This is a genomic window from Bdellovibrio bacteriovorus, assembly GCF_025558485.1.
In the GTDB taxonomy this organism is placed as follows: domain Bacteria; phylum Bdellovibrionota; class Bdellovibrionia; order Bdellovibrionales; family Bdellovibrionaceae; genus Bdellovibrio; species Bdellovibrio bacteriovorus_G.
This window is the reverse complement of record NZ_CP102930.1, coordinates 185,219-205,200: the sequence shown is the minus strand read 5'-3', so window position 1 is coordinate 205,200 and position 19,982 is coordinate 185,219. Positions and strand designations below refer to the sequence as shown.

23 protein-coding genes are annotated in these 19,982 nt (G+C 48.8%); 13 read left to right on the top strand and 10 right to left on the bottom strand.

Annotated elements, in window-relative coordinates; translation table 11 throughout:
- Positions 1 to 9 precede the first annotated feature (9 nt).
- The gene (locus EZJ49_RS01050) at positions 10 to 1,212 is read left to right on the top strand and encodes a pyridoxal phosphate-dependent aminotransferase (protein WP_262553584.1); all 1,203 of its coding nucleotides are present in this window, start codon (positions 10 to 12) and stop codon (positions 1,210 to 1,212) included.
- A 70-nt stretch (positions 1,213 to 1,282) separates the two neighbouring features.
- Here EZJ49_RS01050 and EZJ49_RS01045 read toward each other — a convergent pair whose 3' ends face one another.
- Entirely contained in the window at positions 1,283 to 2,509 is a 1,227-nt protein-coding gene (locus EZJ49_RS01045; protein WP_262553582.1) for a hypothetical protein, read from the bottom strand.
- Positions 2,510 to 2,670: 161 nt separating this feature from the next.
- Here EZJ49_RS01045 and EZJ49_RS01040 point away from each other — a divergent pair, with 161 nt between their 5' ends.
- Together EZJ49_RS01040 and EZJ49_RS01035 are read left to right on the top strand one after the other, a co-directional pair.
- Positions 2,671 to 3,582 carry a DUF2802 domain-containing protein gene (locus EZJ49_RS01040; RefSeq protein WP_262553580.1) on the top strand — a complete coding sequence of 304 codons (912 nt, stop codon included), beginning with the start codon at positions 2,671 to 2,673 and terminating at the stop codon, positions 3,580 to 3,582.
- 2 nt (positions 3,583 to 3,584) lie between these two features.
- Positions 3,585 to 3,827 carry a hypothetical protein gene (locus tag EZJ49_RS01035; protein ID WP_262553578.1) on the top strand — a complete coding sequence of 81 codons (243 nt, stop codon included), beginning with the start codon at positions 3,585 to 3,587 and terminating at the stop codon, positions 3,825 to 3,827.
- Here EZJ49_RS01035 and EZJ49_RS01030 read toward each other — a convergent pair.
- Entirely contained in the window at positions 3,824 to 4,789 is a 966-nt protein-coding gene (locus tag EZJ49_RS01030) for a hypothetical protein (protein WP_262553577.1), read from the bottom strand. The genes EZJ49_RS01035 and EZJ49_RS01030 overlap by 4 nt on opposite strands.
- A 184-nt stretch (positions 4,790 to 4,973) precedes the next feature.
- Here EZJ49_RS01030 and EZJ49_RS01025 point away from each other — a divergent pair, with 184 nt between their 5' ends.
- On the top strand, positions 4,974 to 5,774 hold the full coding sequence (locus tag EZJ49_RS01025) for a S1 family peptidase (protein ID WP_262553575.1): 801 nt from the start codon (positions 4,974 to 4,976) through the stop codon (positions 5,772 to 5,774).
- Positions 5,775 to 5,820: 46 nt separating this feature from the next.
- Here the strand turns inward: EZJ49_RS01025 and EZJ49_RS01020 are convergent, their stop codons facing one another.
- Together EZJ49_RS01020 and EZJ49_RS01015 are read right to left on the bottom strand one after the other, a co-directional pair.
- The gene (locus EZJ49_RS01020; protein ID WP_262553573.1) at positions 5,821 to 6,330 is read right to left on the bottom strand and encodes a helix-turn-helix transcriptional regulator; all 510 of its coding nucleotides are present in this window, start codon (positions 6,328 to 6,330) and stop codon (positions 5,821 to 5,823) included.
- Positions 6,331 to 6,339: 9 nt separating this feature from the next.
- Positions 6,340 to 7,086 (bottom strand): cytochrome b/b6 domain-containing protein, encoded by a 747-nt coding sequence (locus EZJ49_RS01015; RefSeq protein WP_262553572.1) that lies wholly within the window; start codon positions 7,084 to 7,086, stop codon positions 6,340 to 6,342.
- Positions 7,087 to 7,280: 194 nt separating this feature from the next.
- Between EZJ49_RS01015 and EZJ49_RS01010 the strand changes: the two genes are divergently transcribed.
- The gene (locus EZJ49_RS01010; protein WP_262553570.1) at positions 7,281 to 7,541 is read left to right on the top strand and encodes a PepSY domain-containing protein; all 261 of its coding nucleotides are present in this window, start codon (positions 7,281 to 7,283) and stop codon (positions 7,539 to 7,541) included.
- Positions 7,542 to 7,582: 41 nt separating this feature from the next.
- Here EZJ49_RS01010 and EZJ49_RS01005 read toward each other — a convergent pair whose 3' ends face one another.
- The gene (locus tag EZJ49_RS01005) at positions 7,583 to 8,092 is read right to left on the bottom strand and encodes a hypothetical protein (protein ID WP_262553569.1); all 510 of its coding nucleotides are present in this window, start codon (positions 8,090 to 8,092) and stop codon (positions 7,583 to 7,585) included.
- A 125-nt stretch (positions 8,093 to 8,217) separates the two neighbouring features.
- Positions 8,218 to 11,172, bottom strand: coding sequence for a hypothetical protein (locus tag EZJ49_RS01000; protein ID WP_262553567.1), 2,955 nt, complete (start codon positions 11,170 to 11,172; stop codon positions 8,218 to 8,220).
- Positions 11,173 to 11,294: 122 nt separating this feature from the next.
- Here EZJ49_RS01000 and pal point away from each other — a divergent pair, with 122 nt between their 5' ends.
- The 6 genes from pal to smpB are packed head-to-tail and all read left to right on the top strand — an operon-like array spanning position 11,295 to position 15,152.
- Positions 11,295 to 11,798 carry a peptidoglycan-associated lipoprotein Pal gene (pal, locus tag EZJ49_RS00995; protein ID WP_262553565.1) on the top strand — a complete coding sequence of 168 codons (504 nt, stop codon included), beginning with the start codon at positions 11,295 to 11,297 and terminating at the stop codon, positions 11,796 to 11,798.
- 47 nt (positions 11,799 to 11,845) lie between these two features.
- Entirely contained in the window at positions 11,846 to 12,157 is a 312-nt protein-coding gene (locus EZJ49_RS00990; RefSeq protein WP_262553564.1) for a DUF4398 domain-containing protein, read from the top strand.
- Positions 12,154 to 12,831 (top strand): tetratricopeptide repeat protein, encoded by a 678-nt coding sequence (locus tag EZJ49_RS00985; protein ID WP_262553562.1) that lies wholly within the window; start codon positions 12,154 to 12,156, stop codon positions 12,829 to 12,831. Before EZJ49_RS00990 ends, EZJ49_RS00985 begins: the two co-directional genes overlap by 4 nt.
- A 7-nt stretch (positions 12,832 to 12,838) precedes the next feature.
- A complete protein-coding gene (gene tsaD / locus EZJ49_RS00980) occupies positions 12,839 to 13,873 on the top strand; it encodes a tRNA (adenosine(37)-N6)-threonylcarbamoyltransferase complex transferase subunit TsaD (protein WP_410468772.1) in 1,035 nt (344 codons plus the stop codon).
- Positions 13,870 to 14,697: a 16S rRNA (adenine(1518)-N(6)/adenine(1519)-N(6))-dimethyltransferase RsmA gene (gene rsmA / locus EZJ49_RS00975; RefSeq protein ID WP_262553558.1), complete on the top strand. Its 828-nt coding sequence runs from the start codon at positions 13,870 to 13,872 to the stop codon at positions 14,695 to 14,697. Before tsaD ends, rsmA begins: the two co-directional genes overlap by 4 nt.
- Entirely contained in the window at positions 14,694 to 15,152 is a 459-nt protein-coding gene (smpB, locus tag EZJ49_RS00970; protein WP_262553556.1) for an SsrA-binding protein SmpB, read from the top strand. Before rsmA ends, smpB begins: the two co-directional genes overlap by 4 nt.
- Here the strand turns inward: smpB and EZJ49_RS00965 are convergent.
- Positions 15,097 to 15,756, bottom strand: coding sequence for a hypothetical protein (locus EZJ49_RS00965; RefSeq protein ID WP_262553554.1), 660 nt, complete (start codon positions 15,754 to 15,756; stop codon positions 15,097 to 15,099). The genes smpB and EZJ49_RS00965 overlap by 56 nt on opposite strands.
- Positions 15,757 to 15,833: 77 nt before the next feature.
- On the opposite strand from EZJ49_RS00965, the gene EZJ49_RS00960 reads away from it, so the two are divergent.
- Positions 15,834 to 16,616, top strand: coding sequence for a hypothetical protein (locus tag EZJ49_RS00960; protein WP_262553552.1), 783 nt, complete (start codon positions 15,834 to 15,836; stop codon positions 16,614 to 16,616).
- Between the two features lie 13 nt (positions 16,617 to 16,629).
- Here EZJ49_RS00960 and EZJ49_RS00955 read toward each other — a convergent pair whose 3' ends face one another.
- The 3 genes from EZJ49_RS00955 to EZJ49_RS00945 are packed head-to-tail and all read right to left on the bottom strand — an operon-like array spanning position 16,630 to position 18,481.
- On the bottom strand, positions 16,630 to 17,307 hold the full coding sequence (locus EZJ49_RS00955) for a flagellar brake protein (RefSeq protein ID WP_262553550.1): 678 nt from the start codon (positions 17,305 to 17,307) through the stop codon (positions 16,630 to 16,632).
- Positions 17,283 to 18,182 carry an SAM-dependent methyltransferase gene (locus tag EZJ49_RS00950; RefSeq protein WP_262553549.1) on the bottom strand — a complete coding sequence of 300 codons (900 nt, stop codon included), beginning with the start codon at positions 18,180 to 18,182 and terminating at the stop codon, positions 17,283 to 17,285. Before EZJ49_RS00950 ends, EZJ49_RS00955 begins: the two co-directional genes overlap by 25 nt.
- A complete protein-coding gene (locus EZJ49_RS00945; RefSeq protein ID WP_262553547.1) occupies positions 18,179 to 18,481 on the bottom strand; it encodes a hypothetical protein in 303 nt (100 codons plus the stop codon). Before EZJ49_RS00945 ends, EZJ49_RS00950 begins: the two co-directional genes overlap by 4 nt.
- 205 nt (positions 18,482 to 18,686) lie before the next feature.
- Here EZJ49_RS00945 and EZJ49_RS00940 point away from each other — a divergent pair, with 205 nt between their 5' ends.
- Complete coding sequence (locus EZJ49_RS00940; protein WP_262553545.1) at positions 18,687 to 19,898, top strand: hypothetical protein; 1,212 nt, start codon at positions 18,687 to 18,689, stop codon at positions 19,896 to 19,898.
- The last annotated feature ends 84 nt before the right edge of the window (positions 19,899 to 19,982 follow it).

Sequence of the window (19,982 nt, the reverse complement as noted above, 5' to 3'; positions counted from 1 at the left end):
GAGTGGGTCTTGATCCAGCTTTCCAAAAGAGCACAAAATCTGAAGCCGTCCCCAACGCTTTTCTTGGTGGCTAAAGCCAAAGAGCTGGCGGCCCAAGGCCATGATGTGATCTCTTTGACTGTTGGTGAACCGGATTGGCCCACTTTTGCGGGCCCTTCCCAGGCGGGGATCGAGGCCATTCAAAAAGGTATCACCAAATACACTCCGGCCAATGGAACGGTGGAACTTCGCAAAGCCATTTCTCAAAAACTAAAAAGCGAACTTGGTTTTGAATATTCCGCGAAGGAAATCACCGTGGCCTCTGGTGCCAAATACATTATCTTTTCGGCTTTGCAGATGATCTGCTCACCGGGGGACGAGGTGGTGATTGCGACGCCTTATTGGGTCAGCTATCCCGCCATGGTGGAACTGGCGGATGGGGTGCCTCACATCGTGGAATGTGGTGAGGCGGAAAACTTCAAGATCACCCCGGAAAAGTTGGAAGCTGCGATTAATGCGAAAACCAAAGGCTTCCTGTTCTGTTCTCCGAGCAACCCGACAGGGTTGCAGTATTCAGCAGAGGAATTGAAAGCGCTGGCAGAGGTATTAAGAAAGCATCCTCAGGTGGTGATTATCTCTGATGATATTTACAACCGACTGGTCTTTGATGGCAGCACGGTGGCACCGCACATTCTGACTGTGGCACCTGATCTGAAAGACCGTTGTGTGCTGGTGAATGGCGGGTCCAAGGCTTATTCCATGACGGGTTGGAGGATCGGCTGGGCCACAGGGCCGGAGCGTCTGATCACGGCAATGGCGGACTATCAAAGTCAAAGCACAGGTTCACCTTCCAGTATTTCCCAGCATGCCCTGTTAGAGGCGATCAAGTCTTCAGAAGCGGACATCGCTGAAGTTGTACAGAAGCTGGTGGCGCGCAAGAATAGCGGACTGAAGGAACTGGAAACAGTTCCGGGATTTAAAACAGCTGAACCCCAAGGGGCTTTTTATTTCTGGGTCGATATCCGCGCGAACCTGGGAAAGACCTATCAGGACCGGGTGATTCGCACGTCCAAGGACTTCTGTGATGTGCTGCTGGAAAAGTTTTTTGTAGCGACAGTGCCGGGTGTCGAGTGCGGGACGGAAGGATACATGCGGTTAAGCTTTGCGGTTTCGGAAGAAACCATGAAAAGAGGTATCGCCCGCATGAAAGATTTTGTCAGCCAGCTGGTTTAAGCGACCCTTTCAGGGAAATAAAAAAGGCGTTGATCTCTCAACGCCTTTTTTTGTTTGTTGCTTCAAGTTTTTAGAACAGATTGCGGAAGAAGGACAGGATGCGGGCAAAGAAACCTTCTTCTTTCAGAGGAACCACTTTGCCACCCACAGAGCTTGGGGCGCGGTTGTCGGCACACTGATAAGTCACTTCAATCGTTTTTCCAGCCGGAACCGGAGTGCTGAAGATCAGGTTCAAGCCTTCAATGCGTGATTCAACCACGCCGATGCTTGGAGTGATAGTCACGTTCACGGCACCCACCGGGGCACATTCCAAAGGAATGGAGCTAAGAGAGTCTTTGATCTTGTCCACGAACAGATTCAAGTTTGTGGAGTAATCGCTGTCACAGATACTTCCGATACCGCCACCTGTCAGGTTGGACAGTTCGGCATATTTAAATCCGTAGTGGCTTTTTGCTGATCCGGTGTCCTGGGTTTTCTTACAATCAGAATCACCCGGCTTCACGATGATGGAGTTCACGGTGAAACGGCGATCTGTGCCCAGAATCTGACGAACGTAATCAACAAACACCTGAGGTTTGTCCTCGTTTTCCAGCGGTTTCAGTTCTCCTGTATAAACCTGCTGGGAAGCATCTCCACCGATGCTGCGTTCGTCTTCGTCAGAGATAATGATAAAGGCAACTGCGGAATCACGGCGATAGCAGCCGTTGTTGGGGGATTCATTGTAGTCCCCGTTATAGACGTGGTGATAGGCGGCTTTGATGGCGCGCTCGTCATCAGAGTTCTTCCAGCCCGCATCAATGTATTCCATTGTGTGGTTGAAGATGCTGTTCAGATCTGAATTTGAATAGTTGGTGGTTTTTCTAAGCACCATGCCCAGTTGATAGCTTTCCGTTGCACTGTTTTGCCAATAGATAGAGGCACCCCAGGCGGAATCTGTGGCATTGATCGGAAGAGCCCGTGTGACAGTCGCACACATCTGCCAGTCGATGTTGGAAGCCTGAAGCTTGGTCACGAAGGAGGAGAGCTTCGCCGCCAGTTTCAGGTTGTCCGGTTTCATCGAGTTGGAATCATCGACGATAAGAACGATATCCAATTTATTATCAGTGGCCTGAACTTGATTTGAATAGACCACATCTCTGAGCGGGATGTTTGGAGTCGGGGTTGGTGAAACTCCGGTTCCGTCAGTATCCACATCATCAGTGGATGGCGCAGAAAATTTTACAGGTCCACAGGCGGATAGGGCCAACACCAGCAACAATGAGGTCCAACGAACCCCATGCCATCTTTTCAACGACATAATACAAACTCCCCTTTGTTGCATAATAACACACTGGAATTTCCGTCCCAAAGCGATCTGGGGTCTAGGTCCTGCTTTGATACATTTAGGACCTAGGTCTCATTGTAGGACGGACCTTGGCCATCTAAGATTAAAGCTGGGTCTAGCCGAGGAGGCGATGGGTGAGCTTTTGGGTGCTGCTACAAATTCTGGTGAACTTGATTCTTTTGGCTGGTGTGGTCGGTCTGTGGGTGCGCTTAAATCGTCCTCCAAAAGATGATCCGCGCCTTAGCAAAGGCCTGCAGCTTCTGCAAAGCAAGATTGCCGTTTTGGAGGATCTGTCGGATCGCACAGAAACTCAGGTGAATCAGTTGACGGCCCTGTTAGAACAGAAGGTCAAAGACATCCAGTCCAAGATTCAGGCTGCGGATAAGCAAATTGGTAAAATTGAACAGAACATGCAAAAGAGTCTGGAAGTGGCGAAAATCTTCCAGGACCGCATCCCGCACACTGAAATCATCGAACGCCAGAATACAGTGAAGTATGTCAAAGCCGCACGCATGGCCCATCAGGGGATGAGCGTGGATGAAATTGCGCAGGAAGTGGATTTGTCCAGAGGTGAAATTGAATTTATCGCCAAAGTGAATCGTGACCAGCTGATGTTCTGTGAAGACAGTCTGCCGGAATGGGCCAACGAGGAGGTTCAGGAGGAAGTCAGTGCTTCAGATTTGAGTGATGTGGATAACATCAGCTTTATGGCTCCTTTGCAAAAAGAAATTCCTATCGAAATCAGCACCGCGTTTGAAGTTCCCAAAGCCGACAAAGAGGCTTTGAAAAAACTGGGTGACGCTTTCAAAGCGGCCTGCGAGGAAGTGGAAGCCGAAGAAAAAGCGGCACAACAGACTGCGAACAATGTGTCCGCTTTATTCAATGTGACTCAGAATATTGCGCAGACTTTCCTAAGTGAAAAACCAACTCCGGCCGCGCCGACAGCTGCGACAGTGGCAACACAAAGACCTGTTCAGTACATTGGGGAACCGGAGATCCGTCCGGTGCAGTTCCGTCGCATTGATCTGACCAAGGATATGGATTAATTATGGCATCAGCGGCTTTTCTTCGATCATTGGAAAAAGGCCGTATTCTGAATGCTGTTGTTGAAGAAGTGACTTCCGCCACAGCAGCTCTTTGCAATTTTCAGGGTGAATTGCTGTTGATATCCAATCATACCGGGCGCCAGCTTAAAAAAGGGGACCCTATTCAGTTGCAGGTGCAAAGCGTGCACCCCTTGCAGTTTCAGATTTTTTCTTCAGGCAGTCCCAAGTTTCAGCGAGTGGTTTAGTTTGCGCACTGGCCGGGCTGATGAAAGTCTTTCCCTTTAAAAAGAGATTTTTTAAGGAAGCTGTATTTGGCCGGATCATTCCTCTGAAGTTTCTGAGGTTCAAATAAATAAGCCATCACACTTTCAGCAAAGTCCTCAATGGAATTGCTTTGCGCATAATTGGAAACCCAGAAGGTTTTTTGACCGTTATGCTGCCATAGAACATCGGGAATCGCCGGGATCATTTCCCAGCCTGTCAGGTGCAGCCAGTCCTCGCTGCGATCAAGGTCATTGCCATCATCACGTAAAGCCCAAAGGTGGGCGAATTCGTGCAGTAAGATATAGATTTGTTTTTCTTCACTCAGAGTATTCCAGAAATCATAAACCAGAATTTCGCTGTTGGCGGCCACCGCCGAACTTTCATTGCGGGGATCTTTGGCGCCCCGGCGATAATGCACCAGTTTTTTATTTTCAGAAAAACGGCTAAGCTCCGTCGGTACAAAACTTAAAGCATTAAGAATCGTGTCAAGCTCTGCGGATCTCCATGCTGAAGCGTGATCAAAGCGCAGGTGTGAGACATTCAAATTAAACCGGCTGTTCAGGTAAAGGACTTTCCAGGCGTTGTCTTTTCCAAACAGATATTCCGTGGCACAGATCACGGTTGAACAATGTCCGGCAGCAGTAGCAAGCAGACGGGTATCCTTGCGGATCTCGCTGTAAGGGTCCGCTTCGGTCAGATTTTTAAAGACCCGAATAAGTTCTGCTGAATCATTTTTAAAGCTGAATCCTTGCGCGGTATTTTCGCTGGTTATTCTGTCGGCTCTTTGCAGGAAGTGGTTTTGAATCTCCTGATCCGTCCGGGCCACCGCAAAATGGCAAGGAGCCTTTCTAATTGAAACTTCGGAAACCGCATAGTCCGCCCCAGCCCGGGCAGATCCGGGGAACAGAAGCAGACTTAGAAGTGCAGATAGAAGCGATTTCATGGCTTTAACTTAATGCGAAGTCAGGGCCAGGATTTTAAGATCCAGAAGCGATAGATTCGTTTTAAAGGGGCTTTTCAGAGGAAAAACCTGGGGACTGACAAAAAGGGCGCAAAACTGTCAAGCAATAGACTGGCGTTGATCCGGGGTCTTGTAATAAACCTCCGCCCATACAAACGGAGGCTTTATGAATAAAGCAGTACTATTGATTGCATCTCTTTTTCTGGTGGCGGCATGCGCTCCACAAAATTTTCAGGAACAAACACTGAATCCGACAGAGGCTTCTCAGATCGTTGGCGGTGACAAGGTTGAAAGTTTCAGCAATATCGGTCGCAGCACGGTCGGTATTTATGAATCTAAAATTGGTTACATTTGTTCTGGAACTTTGATTGCAAAAAATCTGGTTCTGACTGCGGCACACTGTGTGGACCCTAAGGCAAAAGATCTGGTTGTGATCTTTGCCCCTGAAATGAAGAAAGCCAGCAAAGAACAAATCCGCCGCGTGACCGGACAGGTTGTTCACGACGGTTATACTGGTGATGTGCAGGCCAAAGATACTAATGATATCGCAGTTCTTCGCTTTGAAGGTGAAGCTCCGGCCGGTTTCCAGGTGGCTCCGATGTTGTTTGATTCAGGTTATTTGAACAACAACGTTCGCACGATCGTTGCCGGTTACGGTTTGAACTGGACGATTTTGCTAAGTAAAGGTGCTGGTACACTGAGAACTGCCAAACTTTCCATTGAAGATGTGAACTTCTCCCGCACGGAAGTGATGTTGGGTCAGTCTGTTCGCCGTGGTATTTGCAGTGGTGATTCCGGTGGTCCGGCTTATCTTGAATTGAACGGCCGTTTGCATGTCTGGGGTGTGGCAAGTCGAGGAGACTCTTTGCCAGGTCTTCTGACTCCAAAATGCATGCTCTTCTCTGTATTCACACGTGTGGATGCGCATCAGGATTTCATCGCCAAAGCGATTCGTGATCTTCAGTAAAAACCGCTCTCAAAAAGCCTCGGCCTCAAGCCGGGGCTTTTGATCTTTATTCGACTGGCACCAGTAAATCTTCCAGGAAAAATGCCGAAAGTTCCGAGCGTCCCGCCAATCCCGCTTTTGCATAGACTGCGGCGGATTGGGCACGAACGGTTTTTTCAGATGTGCTGCGAACCTCGGCGATCTCTTTCAAGCTCAGGCCTTTCAGAAGTAAAAACGCCACTTCCTTTTCGGCCTTTGACAGGTTCCACTTGGACAGTTGTTGATCAATCGCCAGGGAAAGACCTTCCATGTACTTCCTGGATTCCGCTCTCCAGATTTCGGCCTCTTTTTTGAACTGTGAGAAATCACGAATTTCCCGATCCAGGCGATGCTTCAGTACAACAGAGCCCCGCAAGACATAGAAGACACCGAACAGAGCCGCAATTCCAATCGTCCCTTCGACAAGCACATGCCATAGGGCAACTCCTTCTTGGGAATCTGTAAACAGATCCAGGCCTGCCATCACGGCGATGATGAAAAGAACCACGGCTATGAGGCTTCTTTCTTTATTGCTCAAAATGACACCTTAATCCTCTCTCACGCTGGCCCAGTCGTCATCGTCCTTGCCATCGCTTCCATGACCGGAGGCTTCGTTTTCACCCAGTTGAAGTTGAGTGCCGAATAGCTGCAGAGTCTGGTTTTGTCTGTCATAATTTTTATAGATATATGCAGAAAGTGCAATAACAAGTCCCAGGAACAAAACACCGACCGCGGGGCGGGACGAGTTGATTTCTTCAGTTGTCGGGACGTCATTTTTTTTGCCATCAATCATGCTGAGGCCAATCATTTCTTTATGTCGCAAAGTGTGCAAAAGAACACCCGCCACATGTAAAACAGCGACAATGATAAAGCCATTGGACAGAAGTTCGTGAATATCCTCAAAGTTTTCTTTGTTGGGGCCTGAGGTCATCAGGAATCCGGTCAACCCGAGGCCTAGGGCAAAGAACATCATCAGCAGCGCCGCCCAACTGGAGGCTGGATTGTGCCCGGCCCAACGTTCTTTAGAGCCCGACAGGATCCCCTGAAAGTAAGTAAAGACCGACTTTGGATGAAGAGAGAAATCTTTGAATTTGGCATGTTTACTGCCCACAAATCCCCAGACAATCCGCAGCAAGACCACGAAGGTCAGCATCAGCCCGGCCAGCATGTGAAAAGTGAAAGTGGCAGAATCATCTTCCACGGTCTGGGCGATAATAAAGGCCGTTAGGAAAAGTCCTACAAAGATCCAATGGAAAAGTCGAGTTGGTAGATCATAAATAAGATGGTTCCGCATAGTGACTCCGATCTGGGGGTGCCCCGTATGTCTCAAATTATCGGTGGAGTCGGTCGCGGCGTCCATGGGGCAAATGACCTAAAACCACTGATATTAGGTATTTAGGTCCTTTGCCATATTTACAAGAGACGGCCTCAGATCAATATTTTTGAAAACGCCCCAAGAAAAATATCGGGGCAAAAAAGGAGATTCTTATGAAGCAAATCGTTCTTATCGCAGGTGTGATCGTTCTGGCGAGCCTGAATGCCCAAGCCAAGAAAAGCTGCACGGACCAACCCAAAGACAAGTGGATGTCCGAGGAGGCTTTTAAAACGAAAGTCGAAGAGATGGGCTACAAAATCAATAAATTCAAACAGCCGGGAACCTGCTACGAAATCTATGGGCTGGATAAAGATGGCAAGAAAGTGGAGATCTATTTTAATCCGGTCGATGCCACGATTGTAAAATCAAAATAGTCTAAAAAAGAAAAGGCCCCGAACTGTGATCGGGGCCTTTTTTATTTGGAACTCTCTTTGATGAAAAGAGTCATGTAGTGGCGAACCATGTATTCCAGCTTGATGGGCTGGTTCTGGTAAGTCCAGATCACTTCGCCGAAGGCACCCCATTTAGCCTCGACAATATGTTCATCCATCACATTGGTGGCAGTTTGTGCTGCTTCCATGCCCGGAGTCGGGATGTAATTGGTGCCGATGAAGTTGAAGCGAATGCTGATTTGTCCCGGCGCCTTTAATGAGAAGATCATTTTAAAGCCGTTACGGAACAGCATGAAGTCTGCATGTGTTTTTGCGATACCGTAAATTTTAATACGGCCCAAAGCCGACGGTTTCAGTTCGTTGAAGGACGTTGATGCATCCACGAACTCGGTTTTCATAGCAAGAAGGAACTGAATCGTGTCGTTGATAAGAATCTTTTCGGCGTCAAAACCAAAGCTCATATCAACAAGACCGGATTCCTCCATCTGTTGCTCAGCCTTCACAAGTTCTTTAATCCAGCTGATTTTTTCCATGAATCTCCCCCCAAGGTGACAGCATAGAGCAGCATCCTCGCCGCTAGTTGTCGATATCTTCAATAATTTCGAGGGGCTGTGTCTTTGTCAAGATGGAGCGGTTTGGCTCACCGCAATAAACCGACTTAGAAGCCGGTTATTTGCAGTGCCGTTGCCAGAACGCCTTCCGCACCCTGTTCTGCCTGGAAGGCCACATAGTATCCGGCAACGAAAGTTACCGGGACGACGTAACCCAAGGTTGTTTCCAACTTCACTTCGACACCGGAACTCCAGAACTGTTTTTTGTTCAGAGCCACGGTTTCAGAAGGCTTGGTTTCATTGATAAAGACACCATCGGCAGCAGCGCCATCAACGATCAGGGATCCATAAATGCGGCGGAAGAAGAGCGGATCAGTGCCGGACCCGCTGTAGATTTCCTTCAAAGGCAGGCGGTATTCAGCATTCATCGTCACCAGATTCCGGCCGAAAAGCTGTCCGCGTTTGTAGCCACGCAAAATATACTGCGGCAAGGGACTGTCGGGCACAAACACCATTGATTCTGTAGAGACTCCGTAGATGGAGGAAATTTTCTCCGGGATATATGCGCCATTCACCCGCAGCATGATCGCATGATGTTTCGGCAGATAACGTGACAGATAGATTTCCCCGCCGGTGATGAACTGGGAATGGTTCAGGTAACCGTTCTGGGCAATATAGTTGTAAGCTCCCAGATAAGCTCCGCCACCGGATTCCGGTGAAATTTGTGCGCCGGAGTCAGAATAGTTGGCATAGTTCAGGTAAGCATAAGGCCCGGTGCGCTTGACGGTGGTATGAGCGTTGGTGCGTTCCAGATACTGCCAGCCCAGTTGCAGGTTGGTATAAATCGACATCCAGTAGCTGTCAGGAAGCACGGACAACTGAGTGCCGGTGTCTTCGATTTCGTTGGTGGTGGTGCCCAGATAATAACTGCGTTTGTAAGCAATCAGTGCCAAAGGCAAAGAGGTCGTTTGATTCAAATAGCTTCCCAGTAAACTGCCTTTGTTGATGGCTGTATCCCAAGAGGCGGAAAGCGCGTAGGAATGTTTTTTCAAAGGATCAAAACCGGAAGTCTGTGCCTGCAAAACAACCCCGGTTTCGCTGGATGATCCGGAGATGAAGGGAATCCAATAGCGCGGCAGCAAATAACCATACGGAGAATAGTCTTCCAGTTTGGCATCAGCCAGCACGGCGCGGGCTTCTGCATCCGCTTTGGGATTCCTTTCAACGGCATCATAACGGTCGCCGACCAAAGAGGAAACCTGCGGCAAGGGTGTGGAGGTCTTCTGCCACTCTTGCGGCATAATGGCGGAAACCCGCAGGCCCTGGGCTGTCATCTGTGTGGTGAAGATCTCTTTTTTGACCGGGTCCAAATCCGCAGTGAAAAGAGCTGTCAGTGTATGGGACACGGGGCGGGCATTTTTAAGCTCCTGATCGGCCAAATACAGATTTAGAACACCATTTTTACTGGAGGCAAACAGCAGCCCTTCGGTGGTTTTGCGGGCGAAGCGGGCGTTGGGATGGTCGGCAAACAGGATCTGTGGCTGGCGTGAATCCAGGGAAATGCGGTACAGATTTTCGCTGCCGTCCTCTTTACGGAAAGAATAGATCAACGTGCTTTCATCCCAGAAAGTGGGATAGGAAATGCGTTCCTGCATTTGCGGGGAAAAGATGATTTCAGACGGCGGATTCTTTTCTCCGTTTAACTTTAACACGCCCAAGTGGGTGCGATTGCCATCTAACTTAACAAAAGCCACTTGTTGCCCGGAAGGGGAAACTGCCGGTTCGCGGGCGCGCAGACCCTTTGTTAAAGCCTGGGCTTTTTTGCTGCCCAGATCATATACGAATAAATCGGAATAGCGTTGAATGCGGTTGGTGTAGTCGATTTTGTCGTAGATCAGCTTCTGTGAATCCGGGAACCAACTGATGCGTTGGATGCTGCCGGTGGGTGGGCCGTCTTTTTGGGTTGCAGGGATAAAGCCTTCATTGAAGCGTTCGATAGTGTTGGCTGACTTGGCATCAAGAAAGCTTTGTTCAGGATTTTCTTTGCTGATGATGCGAACGGCACGAGAGTTGCCGTCATCCTCTGTGATTACAGCCAGATGTTTTCCATCCGGTGAAATAGCCGGGCCGCTGACGGACTGGAAATTGTTTTTAGGAACGATGATTTCCGTCGGGGTGACTTCGCGCAAAGTTTTAAGCTGTTCCAGTGCACGCTGTTCGGTGGATTTCATCATGTGGTTGTACTGACCGGTGTAGCTGCGCCCCATGTATTCGCGGGCCGGGGCTTCAATAAAGTAAGGAACGCGGCCGCCTTGGGCTTCATGCAGGTTTGCCACCACGGCATTGCCGTGATCTGCCAGCATCTGGCTCCACATCAAAGAACCAAAAAGATAAGGGCGGGCGCCCTGGGGCCAGGTGTAAATGGATTCATTGGCTTCGGCGATGTCATAATTATAGAAGCTTTGTCCATCGACCATCGCACGAATGGTGGCGTCCTGATATAAAGAGCGCAAGCGACCGTGATGTCCCAGGCGGGTTTCCATTTCCACGGCCACGCCCTCTTTCCACCACTGCGGCATCAGTATATTCGGAGCAATGATGGTTCCGAACACCGCTCGCAGCGGTTTCATGATTCCGTTGGCCGGTTCAAAAGTCAGAATATGCGTGTATTCATGGGCTAAAAGTTCAAACGCCCAGTCACCGGTGTCGGCCAGGCTTTCTTCGGGGCCCGGCAAAACCGGATAGGCCATGATGTGGGGATAGGGAATGCGGGTGGCGTAGCCATTGGTGATGTCCGTTTTATCATTGATAACGACAACAGTTGTTGCGGGCTGTGTGCGGAAATAAGAGCGCAGTTCCGCATAGGCCTTTTCCAGTTTTTCGGCGTACAAGTAGCCAAGGTCCTGCTGCTCGGCATTAAAAATTACTTCAAAGTGTGGGGTTTTCAAAGTTTTCCACTTCAGATTGGGAGGAACTTCCAGCTGTGCCTCGGCTTGGGACATCATCATAAATGTCGTTATAAATAGAGACGCCAGCCCGTAAACAAAGGATCTTTTTTGCATATGATTTCTTAGCCGTACAGCAACGCAACATCAATTCGGAAATCTAAGGTTTGACAATGAGCCGCTATAAATTAAAGTTTTTATTGTTAATGATAACGACTCGAACTTCATAGGAGGACATCATGGTTCGTAAATTGGCTCTTGGTCTTGTTGCCATCGCTTTCGTAGCAGGTTGTAAAGGAAAACAAACTCAGTCTGATCAGGACATTCAAACAATGCCTACAGGCGATCAAACGGCTATTGATTCCACACCACTGAGCTTCGACCCAATGGGTTCTGACTCTGGTAAAATCTCTGGTTTGGTAACTGTTCACTTCGGTTATGACAAATCCAGCCTTGATGCTTCTTCCAAAAAAGACATCGCGACTAACGTCGAGTGGATGAAAGCAAATCCTTCTGTACGCGTACAAATCGAAGGTCACTGCGATAATCGTGGTACAATCGAGTACAACGTGGCGTTGGGTGAAAGACGTGCGAACGCTGTGAAAGCGTACATGGTTTCTTTGGGTATCCAAGCAGACCGTTTGAGCACAATCAGCTACGGTAAAGAAAAACCACTTGAGATGGGTGACTCTGAAGCTGCATGGGCGAAAAACCGCCGTGCGAACTTCGTACCTGCTCAGTAGGTCTACACACCGACCCCGTCGTAGTAGGTTATTAAGAAAGGCGCAGAGTGAGAATACAGAGACTTTTCATCGGAGTTTTACTTTTTACGGTGATTGTCGGCTGTCAAACTGCGCCAGTTCCTATAGATGACTATTCTCTCGCTCGAGCCGCACTGGATGCGGCTCGTTCTGTTCAGGCGGCCCGACACTCTCCCGGATACTGGCATCAGGCGGAAGAGGCCTATCGCAAAGGGCGCATCTACTTTGAAGATCGTGATTACGGAAAAGCCAAAGAACAATTCATCCGCGCTCGTATGGCTGCGGAAAAGGCTGAAAATTCGGCCCGTCTGATCCGTCAAAAAACTGGAGATATCCTATGAAGCTAATTATTTCAGTTGCGGCAGCCTCTGTGCTTTTGACAGGTTGTTTGAAAACTCGCAACGATGTTCGCGACAATCAGCAGCGTCAGGTGATGCAGCAGCAGGTGGTGACTTTGCAAAAAACCAACGCAGATGCCGCAGGACGAGTTTCTGATATTGAAGAACAGATGCGTGAACTGAATGGTCGTGTGGATATTGTTGAAAATAAACTGGGGCAAAGCCATTCTGGTGTGGAAAGTGCTTTAAAGGCCTCCCAGCAGCAGAACGTGGACCTGAACACCAAGGTCACCATTATGCAAGAAGCCCTCGCAACCATGGAAAAGCAGATCTACGCTTTGAATACGGAAGTGAATGCGTTGCGCGCTGAACGTATTGCCAGTGCCCAGGCGGCGGAAAAGGCGGCAAAACAGGCGAAAAGGGACCCTTACGCGGCGGCTCAGGACAATTTCAATAAAAAAGACTGGAAGCAGTCCATCCTGAATTTCCAGAAATACCGTGATGAAAACCCGAAAGGTCCTAAGTTTGCGGATGCGACCTATAAAATCGGGGTCTCTTTTCAGGAATTGGGCATGAAAGACGAAGCAAAAACCTTTTATGACGAGGTGGTCAGCAAGTTTCCGAAGTCAGAAGAGGCTCGTCGTGCTAAGATCCGTTTGAAGGGTTTAAAAAAGTAATATCGTGATTGAAAGAGTTCTGGCCATTGAAACAAGCTGTGATGACACCTCCGTGGCGATCGTGGATCGTACGGGCTGGGTGCACTCAGTGGTGGCCGCTTCTCAGGATCTGGATCACGAAATCTATGGCGGTATCGTTCCTGAAATCGCCGCCCGCAACCATTCCATCGCTTTAATTCCCCTGATCGAAGAGGCTTTCAAAAAGGCCAATATGAACTGGTCTGATGTTCAAGGCATTGCCGTGACCAATCGTCCGGGTTTGATCGGGGCCTTGATCGTTGGGTTGGTGACAGCGAAGTCCTTGTCACAAGCCAAACATTTGCCTTTTTTAGGTGTGAACCATCTGGAGGGTCATTTGTTGGCGCCCTTCCTGCGTGATGATAAGTATGCTCCACCGGAAGACTTCGGTTATCCGTATGTGGGCCTGGCTATCAGTGGTGGACATACAAGTTTGTATCAAATCAAAGGCCTTGGCGATTACCGCATTTTGGGTGCCACCAAGGATGATGCTGCCGGAGAATGTTTCGATAAATTTGCCAAGATGGCCGGTCTGGGATTCCCTGGGGGAGTCCGCGTGGATCAAATGGCCAAAACCGGCAATCCCGAAGCGTTCGAGTTCCCGCGCAGTATGATCCATGATGACACTTTCGATATGAGTTTTTCGGGACTAAAATCCTCTGGTCAGCGCATGATCGAGCAGTTGGGACCTGAACTGGTTCAGGAAAGACTGCCGGATCTGTGCGCCTCTTTCCAGGAAGCCATCGTCGATGTGTTGATTGCAAAACTAGATCGCGCCGCCAAAGTTTTCCGTTCCAAGCGGGTGATCTTAACCGGCGGAGTGAGTGCGAACTCTCGCTTGCGTGCCCGGGCTCAGGAGTGGGCGGATAAAAAAGGTTATACTTTGGTGATTCCGCCTCTGCGCTATTGCACTGACAACGCGGCGATGATCGGATACGTGGGGGCCTTGCGCATGGCTCGCGGTGAAGTTTCAAGTTTGGATTTGGGGCCGTCGCCTCAACCTTTAGTTACGGATTTTAGATGAGCAATTCCAGAGAACGTCTGCAACGCGCGCAAGAAGCCATGGGCATTGCCGCCAAAAAATCTTTAGGTCAGAACTTTCTGGTCAGTGACACGGTCATTGAGCGCATCATCAATCAGGTGAAGGCCTTCGAGCCGGAAGCGTTAGTCGAAGTCGGTCCGGGGCCGGGGGCATTGACGGATCTTTTGCTTGAACTGAATCTGCCTTTGCAGTTGATCGAATTGGATCGAGTGATTGCGGCGTACTGGCGCGAAAAGGGTTTGTCGGTTTTGGAAGAAGATGCTCTTCGTCTGGATTGGAAGCAGTTTTATACCGGGAAGCGATTGATCTTTGTCAGCAATCTTCCTTATCAGATTTCCTCTAGCATTGTGGTGGAACGTTCGTTGGAAAACGAAGGTGTGGCAGCGATGGTGCTGATGTTCCAGAAGGAAGTGGCCCAGAAAATTCGCGGGACCGTGGGGGCCGAGCTTTACGGCCTTTTAAGTGTCTTTGCACAGACTTTCTGGAAGATTGAAACCGTGACGGATGCGGGTCCAAGGGATTTCCAGCCTCCTCCTCGGGTGGCCAGTCGGGTGCTGTCCTTCCAGCGTATTGAATCTGAGGTGAAAAACCGCAAGGCCTTTCTGGGCTTTGTGAAATCCGCTTTTGCGCAAAGACGTAAGCTTTTGAAGAAAAATTTGTCTGGTATTTTAAGCCAAAAGAAGCTAACTGAAGAACAACTGATCGGCTGGCTGGCAGATATGGGCTTTAAAGAAACCGCCCGTGCCGAGGAACTAAGCCCTGTCCAGTTCGTAAAGCTTTATAAGCATTTTGGATTTGAAGAATGAGCGAAGACATCCTGATTGTTCATGAGAACAAAAAAGCCCGGTTTGATTATACGATCGTAGAAACCTACGAAGCGGGCCTGCAGCTGATGGGCAGTGAGGTGAAATCCTTGCGCAACAAGGATGTTCAGTTGAAGGACTCTTACATCAGTTTTAAAGGGGATGAGGCGTACCTGCAAAATGCGCACATCGCTGAATACAAAGCTTCCAGCTATAACAATCACGTACCGGAAAGACATCGCAAGCTTCTGATGCACAGAAGTGAGCTGGATGAAATTTTCGATGCTTTACGTGAAAAAGGCTATTCCTGCGTGCCGCTAAAGATCTATTTCAAAAACGGCCGTGCGAAACTTCAGATTGCTTTGGTGAAGGGTAAAAAGACCCACGACAAGCGTGAGGCGATCAAGAAACGCGACGTCTCTGATCAAATTCGTTCATCTCTACGACGTTCTCGCTAAGGATAAATTCTTCCTTAATACCCAGGCGTGCGCGCTTTTCAGACAATAAAGTCTTCCAGGCAGCATAGGCCTCGCGGTTTTGCGGATCGATGCTGAGCTTTTCCAAAAGCTTCAGCTCGGTTTCCGTGTTCGCTTTCAGGGCGCGATAGAAATAATCATAGGTCATGGAAAGATCGCGGAAGTCATCTTCTTCCGGGATTTGATAATCGGGGATATGCCACTGACCCAGCATCAGTTGGTGCATGTGTTTTTCCATTCTAACCAGCGGGGACAGAAGGTTTTTAGTCATGCGGATACTTAGGAACAAAGTCACACCCGTCAGGAACACAAAACTTGCTGCCAGGAAAATGCGCAGCCAGGTGGTTTCACGCTCCAAGTGCTGAACCAGACTTGGATAGGTGTCGTAAGCCAGACTTTTGAATAGGTCGTAGTTCTGGTTGATAAAGTAAAATGCCGGCAGAAGGAATAGCAAAGCCCCACCGGCAACTGCCGTGATCATGTACCAGCAGTATTTATACTGAAAGGCTTTATTCAGAATAAAGCGTCGCGGGTGTTGCCCGTGTGGTACGCGTTGAGGTTCGATGACTCTTCTACCGTATAACATATGTCCCTTATCGGTCTGTTGTGTTTTGAGTAGAGTCCAATTATTCTCAAAAAGATTCATCTTGAAGGAGAAACACTATGAGTTTACCACTGGCATCTTCATTTGTAGGGTCCAAGGCTCAAGATACATTGCGACTAAAGTCTGTATTGACCCTGCTTTTCTGTATCTTGGTGGTGATGTTATCGTTCCTTGAGGCCAAGGCTGAGGAAGAAGGTCCGGGCGGCGGTGCTTTGGTTGATGAAAGCTATTCTTTGAAGGCTGATCGTGAGGCCTTGGAAGCTCTTCGTAAAAACATCCCGGAAGAAGTCCGAAAAGAAAACGATGAAAAAGCCTTTATGGACGGGCTGGTGTCGGATTTGTCCCGTTCGCCGTCTCAGGTTCGTAATCAGTTTAGCTCCATCGTGAATAAGAAGCGCACGTTGTTTAATAAGGACATGACCAAAACCCGTGAACAATTCGGGAAACAGCAGAAGAAAGAGCGCGACGAGTTCACCAAGGAGCTGGCAGCCAAGCGCAAGGCCTTTGCCAAAAACAAAACCACTTCAGAAGACCGCAAAGAGTTCTATGACGAATTGGAATCCAAGCGTAAGGACTTTTACGAAAACCAGAAAGAAAAGCGCGATTCCTTTGAAGCTGATATGCGTGACAAACGCAAAAACTTCGATGACTATATCCGCGCTAAAACCGACGAGTTCAACCAGCTTCACCGCGATTACACCAAGCGCTTTGATGAAAATAAAAAGTCGCTGGCCGATCAGAAAAAACAAGCCGAACTGAAGAAAAAGCAGCTCCAGCAGCAACTCGATCAGGAATACGACCCAATCCGCAAAAAAGACCCGACGGTCCTCGGCCCGGAGTAAAAGGCACCTTTTCCTAGCGGCGGAAGACTTCTTTGTGGATTTCCAGGGTTATGGCGAAGAGCTTGTTTTCCAGAATTGCTGGCAGTGGGGTGAACTCAATGCCGAAGGTCTGGATGACTTTGTTGCTTTCATCAACCTTGATGTGACGAACAATGCCCTGCACTTCGATAGGAACTCTTTTTCCAATCAGCAGATGTCCTGTGACTTGATCGCCCACTTTCATCAATGGGGCATCCAGGCGATAGATCACCCGGCAGCCTTGGCCACTTAGGTCGGCCAGTTGTCCGGTGATTTTCTGCGGCTTTTGATTTACCAGAATAATATTATAGAACGCGTGATATCCGTCAGGGATGTGCACGCGATAGTTCTGACGGCGTTGCAGGTGATAAAGTTCCTGCGGGACCGGGATCAGCACTTTGCCGTTTTGAACCTGTGCTTTGGCTTGGAAGTAATACTTTTCCCCGCCCAAAAAGAAATGCCCCAGATATTCTTCCTGATCTTTCATCAGGGTGGGGGATTCAAAGGTGCACTCCAAAGCCTGAAGTTTGGAATTGAAAAGCTGCACGCGCAGTTTACAGATCGAGTCCTCGGTGCCTTTGCACAAAAACTCTCCGCGCGCTTTCGCCATATCATCCCAAAGCTTCGCTTTTTCATCAGCGCGGCTTATCAGCTTGAAGGTGGTTTGATCCATACCGTGACCTCGTGCTTGTTGTGGTGCAAATGCTGAATCCGGGTGTGTTCCATCTGCAAAAACTTTTTCAGTGTTTTAAAGTCGGTCTCACCCTGGAATTTTATCGTGCAAACGAAGTTTGAGCAAAGTCCTGAAGCTTGCCAGGTCTGTACCAGCTCCAGCAGTTTTTCAGGATAACAGATGATATCGGAATAGAACCAATCAATGCGGCCAAGATCCTCCGGCTTCACATTGAACGCGTTGGTCTTCATAAACTTCACGCCCGGCAAATCCGCAATGGAAGGCTCCAGTGGAGCGCGGTCAATACTGATGACTTCGCAGCCCATTCTTTGCAAAACCCACGTCCATCCCCCGGGGCAACTGCCGAAATCGACAACCCTCTGGCCCGGTTCGGGGCGAATGCCATAAACAGTGAAAAGCTCCCACAGCTTAAGGTAGGCCCGGGACGGCGGCGTTTTCTTGTCTTCATTGAACTTCACATCCCCCAAAGGGAACCGAGAATTGGTCGTCGGGGAGGCCAGCAGGGTGTTTTTATCCAATAAGGTCCATGCCCCCAGATTGTTTTCCGGAAGTTCACTGAGGAAATCCAAAACGCGCGGACGCAGTTTCGGAAGCTGATCCTGAATCAGCTGGGCACGGCGATGATTTTCAAAGGTATAACAGGCCCACAGCTTCCCCAGACTTTTTAAGGCCTTGGATGCCTGGGATATGGATTCAAATGGAATGATTTGAGCATCAAGCCAAATGTTTTGGGCCCAGACAGAATTCTGCAAGGGCCCATCAGTGAGTACCAGATTTCCGTGAACCGACTTTACGTCTTTAAGTTCTTCAAGAAGTTCTGGCAGAAATTTTTCAGAAGCAAGATACGCGATCATGCCGCCTTAGTTGCCACAGCCGGAGTCAGAAGTCCACGGTTATCCCAGACTGTCATGCAGTCGGACCAGAACTTCTCTTTAATTTTCATGTCAGCAGGGCCCATTTTCACCTTGGGGAAATCCTGTTTGTCGAAGTGCTCGGTGAACTGACTTTCATTGCAGGCACGAACAACCTTCATCATCAGATTGAAATGTGCTTCCGAAAAAGGCTTGTTGTCCACGAGCATTTTTCGGAGACCGCCCTCTGGAGTATGCAGCAGGAAATTAAAGAGGTTCGGTACATCATATTTCTGACTCATAATGAGACTCCCTTTTTATGTTGGTTACCTCTTTATTATCGGATGGCCTTGAAGAGTTCTTAAACTCTGATCTTCGACCAATGTCGGGTAGATGACTGAACAATAATTTTTCAGTTTTCCCCGACTTTACCAACATCCTGAAAACTGGACCTCAAAATGGTCCAGGACGTCTTTAGTCGCGCGACCTAGCTCCGATCTAGCAGGTATGAAAACACAAAAAAGCACAACCAACATCTTGCTAGGCCTTATCGTAACAACAACTTTGATCGCTCCTACGGCATTCGCAATGTCAAAGAAGCCAATCAACACAACACCGACGACTCCAACCAAACCACCGACAACAACACCAACCCCAGCCCCGACTCCGGTCCGTGAGCCTGCGGCGGTGACAGATTCCATCACTCCGGAAAACTTCGATGTCTTCACCGAGGTTTCCTATCCAGTGGGCGGTGTCGTGGATAACAACTATAAGAACTACCGCGAGCTTTTGCCGGTTCGTAATGCTCAGGAAGGTCATGCAACGGACAGCGCTGATCCACAACTGGATGGCAAAGACCGTTTCGCTGATCGTATTGCTTATGCGGTTGAATTGAAAATGCAGCCGTCCAAAGCGCAATTGGGCTATGTGGCTTCTTACTTCAATCTGAATAAGGACGTGAACACTTATCTGCCAAACAGTTTGATTTCGCATCCGCTGTGTAATGTGACTTCAGATACATTGAACACAACATTGTCCGGCAAGAACATTCCTTCCGCAGCGACGATCAAGAAAATCAACACGTTTGCGGATTTGATGAACGGCTATCGTCGTGAAGCTCTGTCTGGCAGCCGCGAAGGTTATGTGAAGGCTTCCAAGCTATGGTCTAAATTCATGATGTGCTTGTCTTATATGGAATCTTTGACCACAGCCGACACACAAAAAGCGAAAAACGTGGCAGCGAAATACGCTCCGTCAGGTTATCGCCGTCCGGCAGGGGTGAACTTCTATGAAGATCCATATCAACCGGCAGAATCCCGTTTGAACATTGGTCTGTTCCAATTCACTCCGGACGCGGGTGGTAATATCCAGGCTTGTATCCGTGAATGGAATCAGTTGTATCCAAGAAACACGATCAAGACGAATGCTTCTCAAGCAGATCTGATCCGTATCCTGGGAAGCTCCATGCAGACTTTCAATGCCTTCTGTGCGGCAGCGAAAGTGACAGGCAGCTTCGCGGTGCAAGTGAATGCGACAAGTTCCAAGAACACGCATCCTTACAATGTGAAGTCCAATGGCACTTTGAAAGCTCCGGCAGAGCGTTGTGTGAGCCCGCACATGGCAGTCGGCCGCTCTTACAACCACTTCGGTCCATTCCAGAACACTTCCGGTTATACACTGGACACTATCGTAAGCTGCTCTTTGGCGGGCGATTTGTAAAACGCACGCCGTACCCTTTGGGACTACATTGCACAAATAAAAAACCAACTGACTTGATGCTCAGTTGGTTTTTTGCTTTTGGTA